At 41.6% G+C, this 19630-nt stretch carries 20 protein-coding genes; 11 read left to right on the top strand and 9 right to left on the bottom strand.

Features of this window, described 5'->3' with window-relative positions; all coding sequences use genetic code 11:
• The first annotated feature begins 22 nt into the window (after positions 1–22).
• The 6 genes from ACFSYC_RS00260 to groL all read left to right on the top strand — a co-directional run bounded on the left by ACFSYC_RS00260 (position 23) and on the right by groL (position 6094).
• Complete coding sequence (locus tag ACFSYC_RS00260) at positions 23–1264, top strand: sigma-54 interaction domain-containing protein (RefSeq protein WP_377122075.1); 1242 nt, start codon at positions 23–25, stop codon at positions 1262–1264.
• Positions 1265–1269: 5 nt separating this feature from the next.
• Positions 1270–1782, top strand: a complete 513-nt coding sequence (lptE, locus tag ACFSYC_RS00255; RefSeq protein WP_377122072.1) for an LPS assembly lipoprotein LptE — start codon at positions 1270–1272, stop codon at positions 1780–1782.
• 21 nt (positions 1783–1803) lie between these two features.
• Complete coding sequence (locus ACFSYC_RS00250) at positions 1804–3486, top strand: hypothetical protein (RefSeq protein WP_377122069.1); 1683 nt, start codon at positions 1804–1806, stop codon at positions 3484–3486.
• An 11-nt stretch (positions 3487–3497) separates the two neighbouring features.
• Positions 3498–3827, top strand: a complete 330-nt coding sequence (gene secG / locus ACFSYC_RS00245) for a preprotein translocase subunit SecG (RefSeq protein ID WP_377122066.1) — start codon at positions 3498–3500, stop codon at positions 3825–3827.
• 244 nt (positions 3828–4071) lie between these two features.
• The gene (locus ACFSYC_RS00240; RefSeq protein WP_377122063.1) at positions 4072–4365 is read left to right on the top strand and encodes a co-chaperone GroES; all 294 of its coding nucleotides are present in this window, start codon (positions 4072–4074) and stop codon (positions 4363–4365) included.
• Positions 4366–4462: 97 nt separating this feature from the next.
• Entirely contained in the window at positions 4463–6094 is a 1632-nt protein-coding gene (groL, locus tag ACFSYC_RS00235; RefSeq protein WP_377122060.1) for a chaperonin GroEL, read from the top strand.
• 61 nt (positions 6095–6155) lie between these two features.
• Here groL and ACFSYC_RS00230 read toward each other — a convergent pair whose 3' ends face one another.
• Both ACFSYC_RS00230 and ACFSYC_RS00225 read right to left on the bottom strand, forming a co-directional pair.
• The gene (locus ACFSYC_RS00230; protein WP_377122057.1) at positions 6156–7463 is read right to left on the bottom strand and encodes a hypothetical protein; all 1308 of its coding nucleotides are present in this window, start codon (positions 7461–7463) and stop codon (positions 6156–6158) included.
• The gene (locus ACFSYC_RS00225; RefSeq protein ID WP_377122054.1) at positions 7439–9919 is read right to left on the bottom strand and encodes a leucine-rich repeat domain-containing protein; all 2481 of its coding nucleotides are present in this window, start codon (positions 9917–9919) and stop codon (positions 7439–7441) included. The genes ACFSYC_RS00230 and ACFSYC_RS00225 overlap by 25 nt, the downstream gene beginning before the upstream one ends.
• 352 nt (positions 9920–10271) lie before the next feature.
• Here ACFSYC_RS00225 and ACFSYC_RS00220 point away from each other — a divergent pair, with 352 nt between their 5' ends.
• On the top strand, positions 10272–11072 hold the full coding sequence (locus tag ACFSYC_RS00220) for a mechanosensitive ion channel family protein (protein ID WP_377122051.1): 801 nt from the start codon (positions 10272–10274) through the stop codon (positions 11070–11072).
• A 65-nt stretch (positions 11073–11137) separates the two neighbouring features.
• A complete protein-coding gene (locus tag ACFSYC_RS00215) occupies positions 11138–12565 on the top strand; it encodes an L-serine ammonia-lyase (RefSeq protein WP_377122048.1) in 1428 nt (475 codons plus the stop codon).
• 21 nt (positions 12566–12586) lie between these two features.
• On the opposite strand, the gene ACFSYC_RS00210 is transcribed toward ACFSYC_RS00215, so the two are convergent.
• From ACFSYC_RS00210 to ACFSYC_RS00195, 4 genes are all read right to left on the bottom strand, one after another.
• On the bottom strand, positions 12587–13045 hold the full coding sequence (locus ACFSYC_RS00210) for an RES family NAD+ phosphorylase (RefSeq protein ID WP_377122045.1): 459 nt from the start codon (positions 13043–13045) through the stop codon (positions 12587–12589).
• The gene (gene parS, locus ACFSYC_RS00205; protein WP_377122042.1) at positions 13042–13452 is read right to left on the bottom strand and encodes a type II RES/Xre toxin-antitoxin system antitoxin; all 411 of its coding nucleotides are present in this window, start codon (positions 13450–13452) and stop codon (positions 13042–13044) included. The genes ACFSYC_RS00210 and parS overlap by 4 nt, the downstream gene beginning before the upstream one ends.
• 107 nt (positions 13453–13559) lie before the next feature.
• Complete coding sequence (gene lipB, locus ACFSYC_RS00200; RefSeq protein WP_377122039.1) at positions 13560–14285, bottom strand: lipoyl(octanoyl) transferase LipB; 726 nt, start codon at positions 14283–14285, stop codon at positions 13560–13562.
• Between the two features lie 2 nt (positions 14286–14287).
• Complete coding sequence (locus ACFSYC_RS00195; protein ID WP_377122036.1) at positions 14288–14926, bottom strand: 4'-phosphopantetheinyl transferase family protein; 639 nt, start codon at positions 14924–14926, stop codon at positions 14288–14290.
• Between the two features lie 76 nt (positions 14927–15002).
• On the opposite strand from ACFSYC_RS00195, the gene dcd reads away from it, so the two are divergent.
• Positions 15003–15539, top strand: a complete 537-nt coding sequence (gene dcd, locus ACFSYC_RS00190) for a dCTP deaminase (RefSeq protein WP_377122033.1) — start codon at positions 15003–15005, stop codon at positions 15537–15539.
• Positions 15540–15589: 50 nt separating this feature from the next.
• Positions 15590–15874, top strand: a complete 285-nt coding sequence (locus tag ACFSYC_RS00185; RefSeq protein ID WP_377122030.1) for an ATP-dependent Clp protease adaptor ClpS — start codon at positions 15590–15592, stop codon at positions 15872–15874.
• A gap of 125 nt (positions 15875–15999) precedes the next feature.
• Here ACFSYC_RS00185 and ACFSYC_RS00180 read toward each other — a convergent pair whose 3' ends face one another.
• From ACFSYC_RS00180 to ACFSYC_RS00170, 3 genes are all read right to left on the bottom strand, one after another.
• Complete coding sequence (locus ACFSYC_RS00180) at positions 16000–17067, bottom strand: branched-chain amino acid aminotransferase (RefSeq protein ID WP_377122027.1); 1068 nt, start codon at positions 17065–17067, stop codon at positions 16000–16002.
• A 138-nt stretch (positions 17068–17205) separates the two neighbouring features.
• A complete protein-coding gene (locus ACFSYC_RS00175; RefSeq protein ID WP_377122024.1) occupies positions 17206–18138 on the bottom strand; it encodes a hypothetical protein in 933 nt (310 codons plus the stop codon).
• 19 nt (positions 18139–18157) lie between these two features.
• Positions 18158–19015, bottom strand: a complete 858-nt coding sequence (locus ACFSYC_RS00170) for a transglutaminase-like domain-containing protein (protein WP_377122021.1) — start codon at positions 19013–19015, stop codon at positions 18158–18160.
• 41 nt (positions 19016–19056) lie between these two features.
• Between ACFSYC_RS00170 and ACFSYC_RS00165 the strand changes: the two genes are divergently transcribed.
• Entirely contained in the window at positions 19057–19620 is a 564-nt protein-coding gene (locus ACFSYC_RS00165; protein WP_377122018.1) for an SAM-dependent methyltransferase, read from the top strand.
• The last annotated feature ends 10 nt before the right edge of the window (positions 19621–19630 follow it).

Genomic DNA, 19630 nt, shown 5'->3' with positions numbered 1-19630 from the left:
TCCCGTTAGGGGGCTAAGGGGCATGGAGATACAAGAAATTAAACAACGCTTCGGTATCATTGGCAACTCGCCTTTGTTAAGCCGGGCCATAGATATAGCCAACCAGGTTTCGCCAACCGATATTTCTGTATTGATTACCGGCGAGAGTGGTAGCGGTAAAGAGGTTTTCTCGCACATTATACACCAAATGAGCCCGCGCAAGCATGGGCCCTTTATCGCGGTTAACTGCGGTGCGATACCAGAAGGCACTATAGACTCAGAACTTTTTGGTCACGAAAAAGGTGCCTATACCGGTGCCGTTGGCGAGCGTAAAGGATATTTTGAAACCGTAAACGGCGGAACGATTTTCTTAGATGAGATTGCCGAGATGCCTTTGGGAACACAAGCACGTTTGCTGCGTGTATTAGAATCTGGCCAGTACATAAAGGTAGGGTCATCAAAGGTTGAGAAAACAAATGTGCGTGTAATTGCAGCAACTAATGTTGATGTATATGATGCAGTAAAGAATGGCAAGTTTCGCGAAGATCTTTACTATCGTTTAAACACTGTGCCTTTGCGGATACCACCACTGCGCGACAGAAAAGAAGATGTTTATCTTTTATTCAGAAAGTTTACATCGGATTTTACTGATAAATACCGCACGCCGCCTATCCAATTAGACGAAGAAGCTCAGCAAATACTGATCAATTATTCCTGGCCTGGCAACGTGCGCCAGCTAAAAAACATGGCCGAGCAATTGGCGGTTTTAGAGCGCGATCATGTTATAACCGGTCCAACCTTGTTAACCTATATCCCGCAGGAAGCAAACGGCAAAAATTTGCCCATGCGTGTTGGCAATCAGACCAAAGAAGACTTTTCTGAACGCGATATATTGTACAAAGTATTGTTTGATATGAAACGCGATATGGTGGAGCTAAAAAAGCTTGTAGCCGATATTATAGAGCACGGGGGTGTAACGCCAAGCTTTGCAAATCAGTCGCAAGCTATAAACCAGCTGTACCGCGATATTGAAATGCCGGCCGGACATGCCGAGCCACAATTTACTATCCAACAACCCGTTATCAATAACAATAAACAGCAAGAAGGGTACAATATTACACATGATGCCGAAGAGGTAGAAGAGTCTTTATCGTTGATAGAAAAAGAATCGGACCTGATACGTAAGGCGCTTAAAAAACATAAGGGTAAACGCAAGCTTGCCGCAAACGAGCTCGGTATATCAGAACGTACATTGTACAGAAAAATAAAAGAACTAAACTTATAAGGTTGATGAAAAGGTTAACGGGTATTATTATTGCGCTAAGCGCTTTGATCTTTTTATCGCCGGGTTGTTATTCTTTGTCAGGTTCGGCCGTGCCGCCGGCCATGCGTACTGTGCATATTGATTTTTTTGAAAACGATGCGCCGATTGTTGTATCCTACCTGAGTTTACAATTTACCGAGGCTTTAAAAGAACGGATCCGCACTACTACCAAGCTAAGTATTGTCACCGGCGAAGGCGATGCCAATATGGGTGGATCAATTACGGGTTACTCGTACGCCCCCGCATCCATACAGGCGACAAACCCAAACCAGCCGCCAATTGCGGGTGCATCTATTTTAACCATAACAGTAAGGGCCAAGTTTACTTATGATGCTGATAAAAAGCTTAATTTTGATCAGGCTTTTACAAAAACGGTCAACTTCACCGGCGATATCAACTCACAGGAACAAAACCTGATACGGGGTGTTGTAAAACAGCTGGTTGACGAAATTTTTAATAAGGCCTTTAATAATTGGTAAGTATTTTATAGCTTCATCCCCGTGAACGAACAAGTAGACACAGCAGAGTACGAATTTTTATGGAAACTTTTAGCCAATCCGGCTGATCCTAACCATTCCTATATCTTCAGTTTACAATCGTTGGTTTCTGATTTTCCACAGAGTGGCGTGTTGCGCGCCTTGTTAATGCCAAATGGCGACAAGAAGCATTTAAAACATGCCGCCGCATATTTCAACCCACGGGTATTACATAAACTAGCCACTGCTCCGGATAGTTTAGCAAAAGTTAACCAGGATCAAATTGTATTTAGCGACGAGCCCGAAGAGGTAGTTGCTGATACCTATTTTAATTTGCCTGTAACGGAAACTTTTGAACCACCTATAACAGAATCTGCCGACACCGCCGTTGGTGACGACAGTGTTGAAGAGTTTGCGCCGATGGAGGTTTTTGAGCCAGAAGTTGAAACAAGTTACAATGGATTTTCTGAACCTCAGAAAACTCTGGCCGATCATTATATAGGCGAGCCTATAGCTGATCAATCGCATGAAGAAATCGCATATCTTGAAGACGGCGAAACCCAGCAGCAAAGTGAAGGCATTTATACAGAGGAGATTACTTATGTAGAAGAAGAGCCGGAAACACACACGTCATATACTGCGTTAGATACCGGTACAGCGATTGAAGAAGACCCGATACACGAGGAAATAGCCGAAGCGCCGATAGTTGAGCAAGTTGAGATTAAGCAACCCGAAATAGCCGAAGAGGCTGAGGAGTCGCTAGCTCAGCAATACGATGCTTATTTAGCCGAGAGTGAGGCTGCCCCAGTTGCCCTTGTATCATCATATGAAAGCACGGGCGATAGATATTTTCATCAACCTATAGAGGATGAGGTATATGATGAGATAGTTAGTATTGAGGACATTGGCCTTGAGCAATTAGCTATACTAAATAAAGCTGCCGCTGAAGGCGGCGAAAGCTATTTCGTTTTTGAGCCAGAGATAGCCGAACCCGCGTCGGGCATTACTGAAAATGTCGCGCCGATTACTGAAGATTCTGCGGCCGAACAGCAGGTGCCAGAGCCAGTAACTTACCCGGCGGTCGAAGAAAAACAGGTGTCGCCGGCCAATCTGCATCCTGTTGTGATTGCTAATGCCGCGTATGAGCAGCAAGCACGTAGCTTTGATGCAAAAAAGGAGATGTCCATGTATCATGACGAGACCATGCCGTACTCGTTTATGTGGTGGCTGGATAAAACCCGCAGGGAGCATGCAGCCGCTTACCAGCCCTACGCAAAGCATAATAGCGCTGCACCCGCTCCGGCTACTGCACCATCGGCAGAACCAAAAATACCGGTTGATGAGCTACAAAAACAATATTATCAAAACATCGTAAGCACCACAGCCTTTACGGAGCTGGATAAAGTGGCTCCCAAAACTGTAGGCACAGGGTCAATACGCCGGGAGGATAAGATCATTGAGCGCTTTATACAAGAAGAGCCTCAGATCCAGCATCCGGCAGGTGTAAAGCTAAATAATGAGAACAAAGCTAAAAGCAGCTCCGAAGATAAAGAAGAACTTGTAACAGAGACTTTAGCCCGGATTTATACCGAACAAATGCTTTATCACAAAGCGATATTAACGTATAAAAAATTGATGTTGAAATATCCGGAAAAAAGCCTTTACTTTGCAGGCCAAATTGAACAGTTAGAAAGTAAAATAAATTAATATATAAAGAAATGTATTTAGTACTTGTTATCCTTATTGTTTTAGTGTGCACGCTGTTAGGGCTTATCGTTTTAATTCAAAATCCTAAAGGTGGGGGTTTATCATCAAATTTTTCAAGCTCATCGCAATTAATGGGTGTTCAAAAAACCGGCGACTTTTTAGAAAAAGGTACCTGGGCTTTGGCTATCACATTAATGGTATTGTCGCTGGCAGTTAACGTTGTTAGCAAAGGTGGTTCCGGCGCTACTAGCAGTGAGTATCAGGAGCAGGTTGAAAAATCATTAAAAGCAAAGCCATCTGTACCAGCTACACAGCCATTGCAAATCCCGGCTCAAAAATAAGAACCGGTAAAGCTATATGGAAAGGCTTTGAAGCGAAACTTCAAAGCCTTTTTTATGTTTTGGTACTGTCATCATGACACGGCAAAACGCCGTAATGTAAACCACAAATTAACGCAGTTACTCAAAACTGACAATACAACAGTAAATGTGTCAAATTTGAGCCTTGGCATAATTGATGTGCAAAAGCAAGCATCCCATTGTTACTATGGGTTAATAAATTACATAACCAAAAATAAATATAAGTATGTCATTAAACGTTAAACCTATCGGAGACAGGATAGTAGTTGAAGCTGCTCCGGCCGAAACAAAAACCGCTTCAGGTATTTACATCCCTGAAACCGCTCAGGAAAAACCACAACATGGTCTTGTTGTAGCTGTAGGCCCTGGCAGATACGCAGAGGCAACCGGTAATTTAGTTCCATTATCAGTAAACGTGGGCGATAAAGTTCTTTACGGAAAATTTTCTGGTCAGGATGTTACCATTGAAGGTAAAGATTACCTGATAATGAGAGAATCTGATATTTATATCGTGTTATAATTAATTACTGAATGCGTGATTTAGCATATAAGTAAACAATACTTGTAGCTTAAATTGTAGTTCAATAATTCATCAAATTAAAAAATCAAACAAAAGCATGTCAAAGCAAGTAAAATATAATGTTGAAGCTAGAGACGCCCTTAAAAGAGGTGTTGATATTTTAGCTAACGCGGTAAAAGTAACGTTAGGTCCTAAAGGTCGTCACGTAATTATCGACAAAAAATTTGGCTCACCTATCGTAACTAAAGATGGTGTAACTGTAGCTAAAGAGATTGAACTGAAAGACCCTATCGAAAACATGGGTGCTCAGATGGTTAAAGAAGTAGCATCTAAAACTGCTGATATAGCAGGTGACGGTACTACGACTGCAACTGTATTAGCGCAGGCTATTGTTACTGCAGGTATTAAAAACGTTGCTGCGGGTGCAAACCCAATGGATTTAAAACGTGGTATTGACAAAGCTGTTAAACGTGTTGTTGAGAACCTAAAAACTCAAAAACAAGACGTTGGCGACGACTTTAGCAAAGTAAAACAAGTAGCATCTATTTCTGCGAACAACGATGACGTTATCGGCGAAATGATTGCTGACGCGATGCAAAAAGTTGGTACCGGTGGTGTTATTACTGTTGAAGAAGCAAAAGGTACTGAAACCGAAGTTAAAACGGTTGAAGGTATGCAGTTTGACCGTGGTTACCTGTCTGCTTACTTTGTAACCAATACAGACAAAATGGAAGCTGAGTTAGAGAACCCTTACATTTTGATCTACGACAAAAAGATCTCTTCGATGAAAGAGTTATTGCCGATATTGGAGAAACAAGTACAAACCGGCAAACCTTTGTTGATTATTGCTGAAGATTTAGACGGCGAAGCGCTATCTACTTTGGTAGTTAACAAAATACGTGGCTCACTAAAAGTTGCTGCTGTTAAAGCACCAGGGTTTGGCGACCGTCGTAAAGCTATCTTAGAAGACATTGCTATCTTAACAGGTGGTACTGTAATTTCTGAAGAAAGAGGTTACAAATTAGAAAATGCAGAACTAGAGCACTTAGGTATTGCAGAGAAAGTTATCATTGATAAAGACAATACAACTATCATCAATGGTTCAGGCTCAACTGACGCTATCCAGGCTCGTGTCAACGAGATTAGAACGCAAATGGATGCAACTACTTCTGATTATGATAAAGAAAAATTACAAGAGCGTTTAGCTAAACTATCGGGTGGTGTTGCGGTATTATATATCGGTGCTGCATCTGAAGTTGAGATGAAAGAAAAGAAAGACCGTGTTGACGACGCTTTACACGCAACCCGTGCAGCTGTTGAAGAAGGTATTGTTGCAGGTGGTGGTGTAGCCTTCATCCGTGCTGTAGCAGCATTGGCTGACCTTAAAGGTGAAAACGAGGATGAGAATACTGGTATCCAGATCATACGTCGTGCTATCGAAGAGCCATTACGTCAAATATGCGAGAATGCAGGTATTGAAGGTTCTATCATCGTACAGAAAGTTAAAGAAGGCACTGGCGACTTCGGTTACAATGCACGTACTGATAAGTTTGAAAACTTAATTGCAGCAGGTGTAATTGACCCAACTAAAGTAAGCCGTGTAGCCTTAGAGAACGCAGCTTCTATCGCATCAATGTTGTTAACAACAGAATGCGTATTAGCAGACGATCCGGAAGATGCACCAGCAGGCCCACCAATGGGCGGCGGCGGCATGGGTGGCATGATGTAATCAGCTGCGGCCTTGGCAAATAAAAAAGAACCCCGCTTATAATTTAGGCGGGGTTTTTTTGTTAGCTATTTTCGTCTATCAATTTCTGCAAATCTAATAGTTCTTTCTGCTTAACTTCATCTAAACCGCTATATTTTAGCCAGCGGTTAAACATGGTAAAATCCCACACGTTAAATTTATATTGCCCGCCCATAAATTCTATTATCTGTTTTGTTGATACACTCGACGATTTTTTTCCATTTAAAACATTTATGCCATTCAGCAGATACGCTTTTACAGCCAAATTGCCCCTGTCATAAGGAGCATCGTAGGTATTAAGCAACTTTGCCGCTTCTTTTCGTTTATCGGCAATAACCAAAAGCTCTGCATGGTCCAATGCAAAGCCGCCACGATTATAAGCCAGGTCGATAGTAACGCTGTCCAGGTTTTTCTTGCTCCGTTTTAAGGCGGTATTAATCAATGTTTTGAATTTAGCATTCTCTCCCGCTCCTTTGTAAATTACTGCGGCTTCTTGTAAACCATTTGTTTTGGGGCCACGTCTTATGTCTAAATCTTCAAAAGTTTTTGCTGCTTTAAGTGTTTGCCCTAATGCTAAATGAGCCTGTACTTTGTATTTGGCGCCACGCACATTATCATAAAAATCGATTGGGTTTTGCTTCAGATAACGATCGAAATCATTTACAGTGCCTTGAAAATCGCCGGTTTTAAAACGGCCAAGGCCAATAAAATACCAGTCTATAAATCGATTGTAAGCAAGCGAGTCGATACGAATCATTTCATCGGCTAAATCCACGATTGTTTGCCACTGTTTTTTATCATCCATACTCCCTTTTCTGACGTTGTCAAAACGTTTAAAAAGTAAGGCGATACGATTAGCTCTTGATTGGGTGCTATCTGTCTTTATTAAATCTACCACTACTACAGGTAGGGGTGTTAATGCGATATTATATAGGGCGGATAGATTTTGTTGTTGTATGTCGGTATAATTTGATGCTGATAACCAGCGCGCAAAAGAAAAAGAAGTATATTCATCTTCAAGGATAGGGCCTGTTTTAGCTATAGTGTCAGCCAATGCGTTTTTTAACTGTTCAAAAGCCGATGGTTTGATGATATAATTTGCGGCGGCTAATAGCAATTGTTTAAAAGGATAATAGCGATCTCCTGGTCTGTATATCTTATTTGACAGCCGTAACGTATCAACAACTTTTAATGCATTACCGGTAATTAAAAGGATAGTCGCATGCCTTATTATTACATCATCGGGGTATTGGTCTTTAATAACCATATAATTTTCATGCGGGTTGTAATGATCGTTTTTTCCATACCATTCAACATTGTATCTGGTCATTGCCACCATTTTGCCTGCCATTGTTGATACAACCTTTTATCGTTTATCCGTTTAGTCAAGGAAAGTGCCTGTATGAAGTTTTTCATTGACCCCGTTTGAACATAAGTTTTGGCCATGCCCACAGGATTATTCAACGCTGAGTCAGCTTTTAACTTATATTTAAGTTCGGTAGAAGTGTCATACCTTACGCCCGGGCCGGGTTTAGCTTGCTGATTAATGTAATTATCAAAGTCGGCAATAGCTCCGTTATAATCTTTCAAGTTAAATCTGCTAAGACCAATCATATTCCATGGCGCGTGATTTTGATACACCATAGGCGCTAATTGTTTTGCCTTTTCTGCATAGGCTAACGCGCCGTGCCAGTTCTTGGCTTTTGCGCGAGCCCGTATACGGTTGGTAAGCGCCAGGGCGTAAACGCTGTCGTCAACCAGTGTGGGATAGCTAAGCCCCATTTCTTCAAATAAAACTTTGATGTCGCCGGGCGTTTTAAATAAGTCACCGGCCGATCCATAATCAAAATCTAATTGATTATGGTATAAAAGTAAACCTGCAGAAAATTTCGTGCCGGCAATTTCAATTGGCAGGGTAGTTAATTTATTGCCAATTAAGTTGAGCGAGCCAAAATTAGCGTTGCTCCATTCTTTTGTTGCCGGCAGATGGCTAATATTATTGCCGCTTAAGTTAGCATTTAAAGGCTTTTTGCGGGCGGTAAGTAGTACTTCAAAAATACTCTCATGATCAATAAGCGGGCAGCCTGACAGGTTTATAAACTGCAAATCAGATGCATTTTTTAAACCTAGCGGCAATGCAGTTGTTTCAACAATACTGCCCGGCAGCGAAAGTTCTTTCAATTTAAGGCAATCGCCCAATGATGCGGGCAAGCCCTGAAGTTTTAAATTATAGCCTTGTAGTGTTTCTAAACTATGCAGTTTGCCAATTTGGGGCGGTAAATTAGTCAGTAAATTATTACTGATATTTAAAAATCTTAAAGTGTTATTATCGCCCGTTACGTCGGCCATTACGGCAATGTTGTTGTTTTGAATTTCTAACCGCTCGATACTTGGGTTATCCAACAAGCCATAATTAAAGTCCGTTAACTTGTTATCGGCAAGGTTCACGGTTTTTAAGTTTTTTAAATTTTGCCAGCCTTTAGGTAAAATTGATATCCGGTTGTTAGTGGCACTTAGATTTGCTAATGCAGGCAGGTGCACAATAGCTGTTGGCAGTTCTGTTAGCTTAGTATAATTTAACAGTATCGTGTTTAATTTAAGCCAGCCGTAAGTGCGTCTGTCTGGCAGCGAACCAAGCGGATTAAATGAAAGGTTTAGGTATTCAAGCTCGGGCAGGTTATACACACTCTCGGGTAATTGGGTAAGGCCATTACTGGATAGCGAAAGCCGTTTTAAGTGTATCATTCCACCAAAAATGTCGGGCATACTGCCAAGGCCATTGTAACCCAAATTGAGCGATTCTAAATTAGTAAGATTGCGAATTGGCTCTAATTGCGATGATGGAGTCTTGTTTTCCCCGTAAACATTTAAGCTTATGGAAAGATTTTTTAATTTACTAAGCCTGCCTACTTCATCTATCGGAATTTGAACTTGATCATCCAGGTTAGAAATAGACAAACTCTCCAGATTGCTAAGTGTTGCGATGCCTGTAATTAGATTGCTAAGCTTTTTTTTTGCATAAAGCTTTATGCCCTTAAGTTGGCCAAAGTTTTGTAAAACTCCAGCATCTGTAAGATTAAAAAGTCCTATCTCGAGCATGCGTAATGATTGTACTTTAGATAAGTTGAGCAACGCTTTTTGATCATCCCCATTATCAACATATCGTTTGTTAATGGCAGTTAACTGGCCTTCTGCTAAATAAACAGTTGTCCAAGTAACTTTGCTAAGCTCAATATCCCGAATATTTAGCGAATTGATCCTTACCTCGTCTATTTGTTTCAGATCGGTTAAGCCGTTTACCAATGGACGGTAGTAGCCTGTTATGGCCAGACTTTTTAATTGTTTTAGAGGGATCAGCTTTTTAAGTGCATCCTCCATGTCCAAATTGGCGGTATACGCAAATTCAATTCCCTTAAGGTTTTGTAGTAGATCGATATCTGCCGGTAGCTGGTACGGTTTGTCATTCTCAGCACCCCGTTGACTTTCGAAAATGGTAACATATTGAAGCATGGGAAATTGCGCCAGCTTGTTAAGTATCGCGGCGATGTTGGGCCTATATGTACTTGGAATCTCTACTGCGTACACGCGCACATGTAAGCCGCTTTCAATTACTTTTTGTGCACTACCTGCGTCACTTATCCATAGCTTGATGCTATCTGGCAGATGCTGAGCTTCGGCGTACACTGGGTTCAAATATGTTTCGACTGATTTATGTTCATTAAAGCCTTCATTGTGTAACCATTTTGCTTCTTGCGCTATGATATTGCTACAGGCAAAAAAGAGAATGATGAATAAAGCAAGCGACATGTGTTTAGGCATACTTGAAATTAAGCATTCTTTTTAAAACATCTGTATTTTAATGTGTACACGCTGTATTTTCCGTTAACATAAGTCATTGTCATTGTGGAGTAAACGGATGGTCATTTATTAATCAAATGATTAAAAACGTAACAAAGGGGTAATATTTACATCTATTTTTGTATATAATATTGTAAGAGCCAAAAGGGGCACAACAATTGAATAATACTTATCATGAAATGCTTAATGCACACCACCAAAAATATTCACACGGCACTTGTCGATCTGGTACTATTTAAAGTGCCGGTAATTTTTGTAACTATTTACGGACGTTAAAAAATTGTAGCTTTGCAACTTCATTATGGAGTTACAAAATTTCGATATACACGCATTTTATTACCTCGCCAATACATGGCTGTTAAATAAAGGTCTTAATTTAGTAATAGCTCTCGCAGTATTATTAATTGGTTTAAAAATCATCAAATACCTTGGCGTTCGTATCCGTTACCGGATGAGCCAGCGCTCGGTTCACTCTTCGCTTCAGCCATTTTTTCTTAGCCTTGCAATAACTTCGCTATACGTGTCGCTAATAATCTATGTATTAAGCATAGTTGGGGTGCCATTTAACTCGTTTGCTTCTATACTTGGCGGCGCCACCGTTGCAGTGGGCCTGGCTTTATCTGGTACGTTTCAAAACTTTGCAGGTGGGGTACTCATACTTTTATTAAAGCCGTTTGAACTGGAAGACAGTATTATTGCTCAAGGGCAAGATGGTAAAGTGACATCTATTCAGATTTTTTACACGGTACTATTAACTGCCGATAACAAAACGGTTATCATCCCTAACGGTAAGCTATTTAACGAGGTAATTGTAAACGTGACCCGCGAGGGCAAGCGTCGCCTTGACTTTGAAGTAAAGCTAGGTTATTATGTAGATGTTGACCAGGCTAAAGAAATCATAAGCAAAGCTATACACACTACAGACAAAGTACTAAAAAGGGAAGTTACAAGAGTTGGAGTAATTGCTTTTGAGGTTGATCATGTCCGGTATACAGTAACGGTATGGGTATTACCCGGCGATTTTTTAAACACCAAGATAGCGCTGCAAGAACGGATTATTAAAGACCTGAAAGCTGGTGGCATTAGGCTGCTGGGTACCTAAAGATTAACAACATTATAATCATTTTCTCTGTATAACTACGGTGTTTTAGCTGTAAATTTAGCCCTATGCAACGCGAACAACTTTCGGTTTTTGACATGTTTAAGATCGGCATCGGCCCGTCAAGCTCACATACGCTTGGGCCATGGCGTGCTGCGCAGCAATTTGTGCAGATGCTCGAACAGCAGACCGTATTACAAGATATTGTAGGCGTAAAGATTTTACTCTACGGATCATTAGCTAAAACGGGACGTGGTCATGGAACAGATATAGCTGTGTTACTTGGTTTAAGTGGCGATGACCCTGTCACCTTTGCGGTTGATGAGGTGACGCCTAAAATTAATCAGATCTCTACAGCTAACAAATTATCATTGAGCGGCAAGCACGAGGTTGACTTTATAGTGGCCGACGATCTGTTATTTCTTTTTAACGAGAGTTTGCCTTTTCATCCAAATGCGGTTACATTCCAAGCTTTTTTAAGTACCGAGAAAGCCTTGTCAGAAACTTATTACTCCATAGGTGGTGGCTTTGTAGTTAAAGAGGGCGGCTCGAACCAACAAAAAGCCGAAGTTGATCTGCCTTTCCCGATAGAAACTGCCGCAGACCTGTTACACTGGTGTATAAAAACCGGACTAAAAATCTCAGAAGTAGTACAAGAGAACGAGCTGGCCTGGCGCCCTGAGCCTGAAACCCGCGCAGGCGTTCTCAATATCTTTAATACAATGGCCGAGTGCATGTATCGCGGCAGTCATGCTAGTGGTAAACTGCCCGGGGGGCTAAATGTAGCCCGCCGCGCCGCCGCTTTGAATAAACGGCTGCTTGGTGACCGCGCTTACTCAAATTATAAAGAGTGGGTAACCGCTATCAGAGAAACAGGCACCGGTTTTCAAAATATCCTTGATTGGGTTAGCTGCTTCGCATTGGCTGTTAACGAAGAGAATGCCTCTTTCGGTCGTGTTGTTACTGCACCTACTAACGGTGCTGCCGGTGTTATCCCAGCGGTGCTGCAATACTTTATTGCCTTTTGTGATGGGTTTGACGATAAGCGTATTCTGCAGTTTTTACATACAGCATCTGAGATAGGTTGCATCTTTAAAAAAGGAGCTACTATATCTGCCGCTATGGGCGGTTGCCAGGCAGAGATAGGTGTTTCATCTGCGATGGCTGCAGCGGCGCTTACAGAGTGCCTGGGGGGATCTCAAAGGCAAGTGATGATGGCAGCGGAGATAGCCATGGAGCATCACCTTGGCTTAACTTGCGACCCAATAGGAGGGTTGGTTCAAATTCCCTGTATCGAACGAAACACAATGGGTGCTATTAAAGCGATTACCGCATCGCAGCTGGCACTTCAAACCAACCCGGACAACGCCAAGGTAAGCTTAGATGCTGTGGTTAAAACGATGTGGCAAACCGCGCAGGATATGAACTCTAAATACAAAGAAACTGCCGATGGTGGCTTGGCTATAAATATCCCAATAAGTTTACCTGAGTGTTAATACTTTACAATGTAGCCCTGATTACTTCTTAAACAATCGGACGTCGAAAACAAAAGGCTCAATAGTTTTGATCTTTACGCGATAAAATTCAGAGTGCCTTGGGTTTATAAGATAGTTGAAATCGCCTGCTACGCTTGCCGAAGGGACCTGCAAGGCAAGGTGATAGTTATTTTTGATGAAGTTATTTCCAATATTTTGTGTTTGGCGTATAAAAGGGTTGGTGGCCCAGTTCTTCGGTAGCGTATTAAAATCTGCCTCTATTATTTCATCGTCAGGAATTTCTATAGTAGCTAAATGGTAATCTACAGGGATAATGCCCAACGGAACATGGACGGCAACCTCAACAACGGCTAAAGCTCTTGATGCAGCAGTGTAAAGTAGCGGGATGCCTTTACTGTTCCACCGGCCGCCGGTTTTCTCGGCACCCATTCCGGATAGGTCATTGATAAAAGCTTTTTTGCTAAGCCTAAAAACAATCATGCAAATACACCGTGCTCTATGCGGCCTAATTCGTCGTAAACTGCATCAATGCCAAATGAGGTATCTAAAAGTTGTTTAGGTTTGACATTGCCTAAAGAGATACTGAGGGTATCCATCCAGGTATAAAAATTATCAGCTACACCAAAAACCTCTATCCCTTTTTTATACAGCAACTCAATTTGCAGTATCCTTTCAGAGTAAAGCGGATCAAAAGATTTGTTTTCTTTTTTGTAGCGTTGAATGGTACGCTCAGACAAATGCAGATACGATGACCAATCCTCAAAACCAAAATGAATTTGGTTAGAAAGCTTAGTAAAATATGGAAATGGCACCCCTTCTCTAACCATGCTGGTTAGCTCAAAGGCATCGTCCTCGTTAAACTGATATTCTTTTGGCTCTTTACTCATTGTATTGACATCTGTCATCAAATTTACGACACTTGTCTTGGATATACAAGTTTTTTCAACATTTTGTTTTCACAAACCATTGACAGTAAGATTTTAACGAGCGTGCTTTAGGGTATTATTTGCATATTAAACAAAGCAGCTATATGGTGTTGTAGCGTTTGTTGCACCTCCTTAATATCAATTTCACGGCCCAATTCGTATTGCATAGAAGTCACCGCTTTATCATCAATACCGCACGGAATGATGTTTTTAAAATAAGAGAGATCATTATTTACGTTAAACGCCAGCCCATGCATGGTAACCCAGCGGCTGCAACGTACGCCCATAGCGCTAATTTTACGGGCACGCGCGTTATCGGCGTCAATCCACACACCTGTATAGCCCAGGTAGCGGCCGGCATTAATGCCATAGTCTGCAAGGGTAAATATTACGGCTTCCTCAAGGGTGCGCAAGTAAAGGTGTATATCGGTAAAAAAGTTGTCCAAATCCAGTATAGGATATCCCACTATCTGGCCTGGGCCGTGATAAGTAATGTCGCCGCCACGGTTTATATGATAGTAGGTAGCCTCTTTCTCTTCAAGGCCTTTCTCGTCAAGTAGCAAATGCTCGGGCTTGCCGCTGTTGCCTAAAGTATATACGTGCGGGTGTTCGCAAAAAACAAGATAATTGGGTGTGATGATCTCGTCGGAGGTGTCCCCCGCAATCGCTAGCTCGCGGTTGCGTATCGCCATTTTAAGGGCTATGGTTGCATTAAACAAACTTTCTTGCTTTGCCCAGGCTTCCTTATAATCAATCAGTCCCCAGTCTTGTACTTCAACCTGTTTATTCATCATCCTTATCCCTTTACGTACCCTAGCATGTAATCTTCGTACTGCAAATATCCAACGGAATAATCTTTTTTGATGTCGCCTTTAGTTAAAATGGCACTTAACTGACCGGTAGCTTTATAATCGAATGATGATAATAGTATATCATCCATAAATGATACCTCCTTTTGCCCGTAACATTTGTAAATAGCTTCTTTAGCGCACCAACAGGCGTATAGTTGGGCAATCTTTTGATTATCGTCAATAAAAGCCAGCTCTTCCGGCGATAGAAAACGCGCGGCAATTCGCTCTACTTTTTGCTTTACCTGCTCTATATCTATTCCCACAGGGCTTTTTTTGCTGATCATTACTGCGGCATAATCATAAGAGTGGCTCAGCGATATATGGTAGGGTAAGGTAACCAGGTAAGGTTTTCCATGCTCATCAACCTGGCAATCAATGTATTCTTCTGTATTTAACATTCTGCGCAGCAATACCCGCGTGCCCAGCCAATGCAGATGACGCTTGCCATTGCTGATATTTTCAACAAAGGCTTTTTCATCATCATTAAGTTGTAGCTGATTATATAAATCCTCTGCCTGCTCTTCAATTTTCCAGAGCGCAAATTCAGTATCTTCATCAACCCGTTGCCTGTAAGCTATGGCCATATCGGTGAATGCAAAATAGTAACACAAACTTAGAGCAAATTATTCTAATTTTAGCCAAAAATCCCAACCCCGTCATATGATACTGTCAGATAAGCGCATTCTCGAAGAAATTGATAAAGGTCAAATCATTATTGAGCCCTTTGACCGAGAATGTTTGGGCACAAACTCATACGACGTGCATTTAGGTAAATACCTGGCCACCTACAAGAGCCGCGTATTGGATGCCAAATTGCATAATGAGATAGATCATTTTGAGATACCAAAAGACGGTTTTGTTTTACAACCTAACACCCTATACTTGGGCGTTACAGTGGAGTATACCGAAACACATAACCATGTTCCGTTTCTGGAAGGTAAATCAAGCACGGGCCGCTTAGGTATTGATATACATGCCACAGCCGGGAAAGGCGACGTAGGTTTTTGCAATACCTGGACGCTTGAAATATCATGTACGCAACCGGTAAAGATTTACGCTGGAATGCCAATAGGCCAGTTGATTTATTTTGTGGTTGATGGCGATGTTGAGACTTTATACAATACTAAAGGAAACGCCAAATACAATAATAAAACTACCCGCCCCGTAGAGAGCATGATGTTTAAAAACAAGTTTTAGCTTTAAAACGCTGAAATCTAATTGATTTTTAAGTAATTTTGTAGGTACAGATGTCGACTACAGAAACACAGGAACAAACCTTTACGCTTGAGGAGCTACTGGCTGGATTTAAGGAACTACACCGGCTGATATTATGGAACGATGATCATAACTCCTTTGATCACGTTATTCATTGCATGATAAAATACCTTGACTATAACGAAACTCAGGCCGAACGCATAGCCTGGAAAGTACACAACGAAGGCAAATGTGCCATCCTTGAAGGATCATTTACCGAGGTAGAAGTTTACCGAAAAATTCTTCAGCAAGAAGGGTTGACGGTTAGTGTAGATTAGTCTGAAAATACAAAGTTCCGGTCAGAAAACACACAGAATACAACACATAACAGACGTCATAAACAATAAAACCCTTGCATTTTACAAGGGTTTTATTGTTTTATTTGACAAATCAATCTCTTATCTTATTCAACAAAACAATTCCAGCCATGCACATCAGGGCCTTGGCCATAACGGATGGCGTCGAGGGTTTTCAATACCTTTTGTGAGAACTCTCTTTGCGACGGATCGATGAGCGTATATTCTTCGCCCTGATAACTGATAGAACCAACCGGGGCAATGGTAGCGGCAGTGCCGGCTCCAAAGGCATCAGTCAATTTTCCGCTTTTTGCGCCTGCTATTAATTCGTCTACCGATACGTTTCGCTCTTCAACCGGGAAACCCCAATCGTGAGCTAAAGTGATGACCGTGTCGCGGGTTACGCCGTCAAGGATAGTGTCTTGGGTTAGCGGCGTAACAAGTTTGCCGTCTAACACAAACATAGCGTTAGCAGCACCCATTTCTTCAATATATTTGTGCTCTTTAGCGTCGGTCCAAATCAATTGGTCAAAACCTTCTTCGGCAGCTTTTTTGGCAGGATACATTGAACCGCCGTAATTGCCGGATGATTTTGCGTAACCCATGCCACCTGCTGCAGAGCGGGTATAATGCGTTTCAATTTTTGTCCTTAAAGCCTTGGTAAAGTACGGGCCAACCGGACAAAGTAAAACCATGTATTTATAACTTAGGGATGGCGCTACACCCAGGTATTGGTCCGTAGCGAACATAAACGGGCGGATGTATAACGAGTGGCCCGGAGCAGTAGGGATCCAATTGCGGTCGATATCTACCACAGCCAAAAGGCTTTGCAAAAAGATATCTTCGGGCATAGGGGGCATGCACAAGCGCTCGGCCGATTTGTTAAAGCGTTGCGCGTTTTTATCCGGACGGAAAATAGATACCTTACCATCGGCATGTTTGTAAGCTTTTATGCCTTCAAAAAACGATTGGCCATAATGAAGTGACGAAATACCCGGACTGACGGAAATTTCTCCATAAGGAAGAATTTCAAAATTTTTCCATTCGCCGTCGCTGTAGTCAGCAACTAGCATATGATCTGTAAAAGTGCGCCCAAAAACTAAATTATCGAAATCAGTTTCGGCTAAGCGCGATTTAAGTGTCTTCGTGATCTTTATGTCCAGCGTCTCAGTCATTTCTTTGCATATTATATTCAGGATCGGCAATTTACCTAATTCCCAATATCTTTAGCGAAAGAAATTGATAATTTATTATGCATGCACAGTAACATTTTGCCGGGGCATGACATTTAATAATATTGTTAAGCTGTCAGTTTACTTAAATTTGCGGGCTTTTGCCTTGACATCAGCGATATAAACCCCGGCCGGAAACTTCTTCAAATACGCTGCAGTTAGTGCCTTGCACAGCGCGGCGTTGTTAGTGAAAAAGGCATTAATGATCATTTGGTAACCAAACTGCTCTACCACTGGGGCAGGTAAGTATTTTACCGCGCTCTCCCATCGTTTGAGTAAGGATGCTGGTTTGCCAGGCACCTTTTTTTCTATCTCCTGCAAATAGTTATTTACAAATATATAGTAAAGTGGCCCCGCGGGCATAGTTGCTGGTTTAACATCAGCTCTGCTATAAATATCGGCAACGAATTTATTCAAAACCGCAGGGTTTGCGGCGCCTATATCCGTTAATTCGTGCAGGTTGTTATAGGCGAAATATTTTATCTCGGCAGCTATCAATTTTTTATATGCGGGGTTTATTGTCGATTGATTTACCAGGGCTATCTTCCAGTCGCGCGCTGCAAAATAGGGCTTCAGTAACTGGTTGTTCAGGGCATTATTGTCAAGCGTGGTATAGCGGTCATCCAATAAAAACTGTGGAGTCTCGGTTAGGTTTACTTTTTGTAATATGATGTTTTCCGGCTGCCCGGAGCCACTAATTATCTTTATGATTTTATTGCCTGCATCAAGCTCAATAGTAATGGCTTTGTTGGGGTGTAATAATAACCAGTAAGGGTAGGCCTGAAACATCAGGTTGGCAAACTTAGGGCCTTTAACCGGCAGCGTTATAGCAAATGAACCATTTTTGTTTACCGGTATAGCAACAGAATTCTCACTTAAAAAGCCGTATACTACGGGTATGTTTATATGCAGATCGGAAGTGCCTGCATAGTTAGCTATTTTGCCATTTAGCTTAAATTGCGCAAATGCAGCAGTGCTGCTTGCTAACAACAGCAGGATTAAATATTTTTTCATTAGAGATTCAAAGATCCGCTTATCCTAAAATGACCAGTAATTCATTCAACTCGTCAACTTTATCTGCCGAACCAAGGTGTTCGTAAGAACTGATGAGGTTGCGCAATACACGCTTTATAATGTCGGTGTTTGAGCAGGGCTCATAAAACTGTTTATCAAAGCTCAGGTTCAATTGTTTCAAAAACATATCTACATCGCGACGCCCAAAAATGAACCCTTTGTTAAAAGCGTTAATATAAAAAAGGATGCCGTTTTCAAACTCGCTTTCCTGGCTTTCATCAACATAAGCTAAAATAAAGTGCTGCGGCAGGTTAACGCCATAAACCGGAATATCCAGTTTTTGGGCAATAATGGCGTAGATAGTAGCCAGCAAGATCTGATTGCCTCTTTTGGTTTCTATCACCTGGCTCAGATAGCTGTTTTGCGGATCCTGATGATTGGTAGTATTACCGCTAAAGCCATACATGTGGTAAAATACATGGTTAAACAATTTAACCTGCTCAACAGGGCTGGCCTCGTGCATCATTTGTATCCAAATGTCGCGCTTAATAGCTTCGAGCTGATTGATTATCTTCTGCTCATCCAGGTCAGGGTATTGGTACCTATTGATGATCAGTATCCCTTGCAGCAAATCAAAAGCGCCACCTTGGTACCAAAGCTTTAGGTCGTTTTTAACGGTACCAAATTGGATTTCGTGCACCAGGTTAGCAATGCGGTCTTGCTGTATGGCGTCAAACGCTTGTTCAAAGGCAGATTCCAGATAGCCAATTGCTTCGGGGCCGTAAGAGAGCAGCTTTTCATGAACATGCGTATATATCTCCTGATCCGGGTCGTCCAGCAGGAGTATCAATGAGTTTACTTCTGTCAGATTTATCATTATATACTGCTAAAATACAAAGTTTGTATAATTTTACAACCATGTTCAATTTAAGGTACGCTGCCGACTACCTATTGCACCGGCTTAAATCAAAAACCAGGCACGGCACACACTCGCCATTTGTTTACAGATTGGTTGATAAAGTAATTTACGATTTTTATCCCAAAAAAGTATATGCTGATATCGAAAATAGCAATAACAATATAGATAAAAAAACAGAAAGGTTAATTTATCGCCTGGTAGCCGACTGGCAGCCCGAAAATATAATTAAGCTGGGTAGGGGAGAAGGTAACCTATCTGCTTACCTACACAAAGCCGCGCCCCATGCAAAAGTTTACAACATTGAAAATAGCCCCGGCCGGGTAGATTGTATGGTTATAAACGACAGTGCTGACGTTTATAAGGATTTTGAACTATGTCTACCCAAAGCGCACGAAAGGACGATGTTGATCGTAATCGATATCTATAAGCATAAAGCTAATAAGCAAGCCTGGACCCAGATTAAAGCTGAACCAAGTGTTACTGTGACTATCGATCTGTTTTTTATAGGTTTGGTTTACTTTAGGAAAGGACAGGTTAAAGAGGATTTTTTGATAAAGCTTTAAAGCTATACGC

Source organism: Mucilaginibacter antarcticus (genome assembly GCF_042686155.1).
GTDB lineage: Bacteria > Bacteroidota > Bacteroidia > Sphingobacteriales > Sphingobacteriaceae > Mucilaginibacter > Mucilaginibacter antarcticus.
Note: the sequence above shows the minus strand (reverse complement) of the source record. Positions and strands in the feature narration are given on the sequence as shown.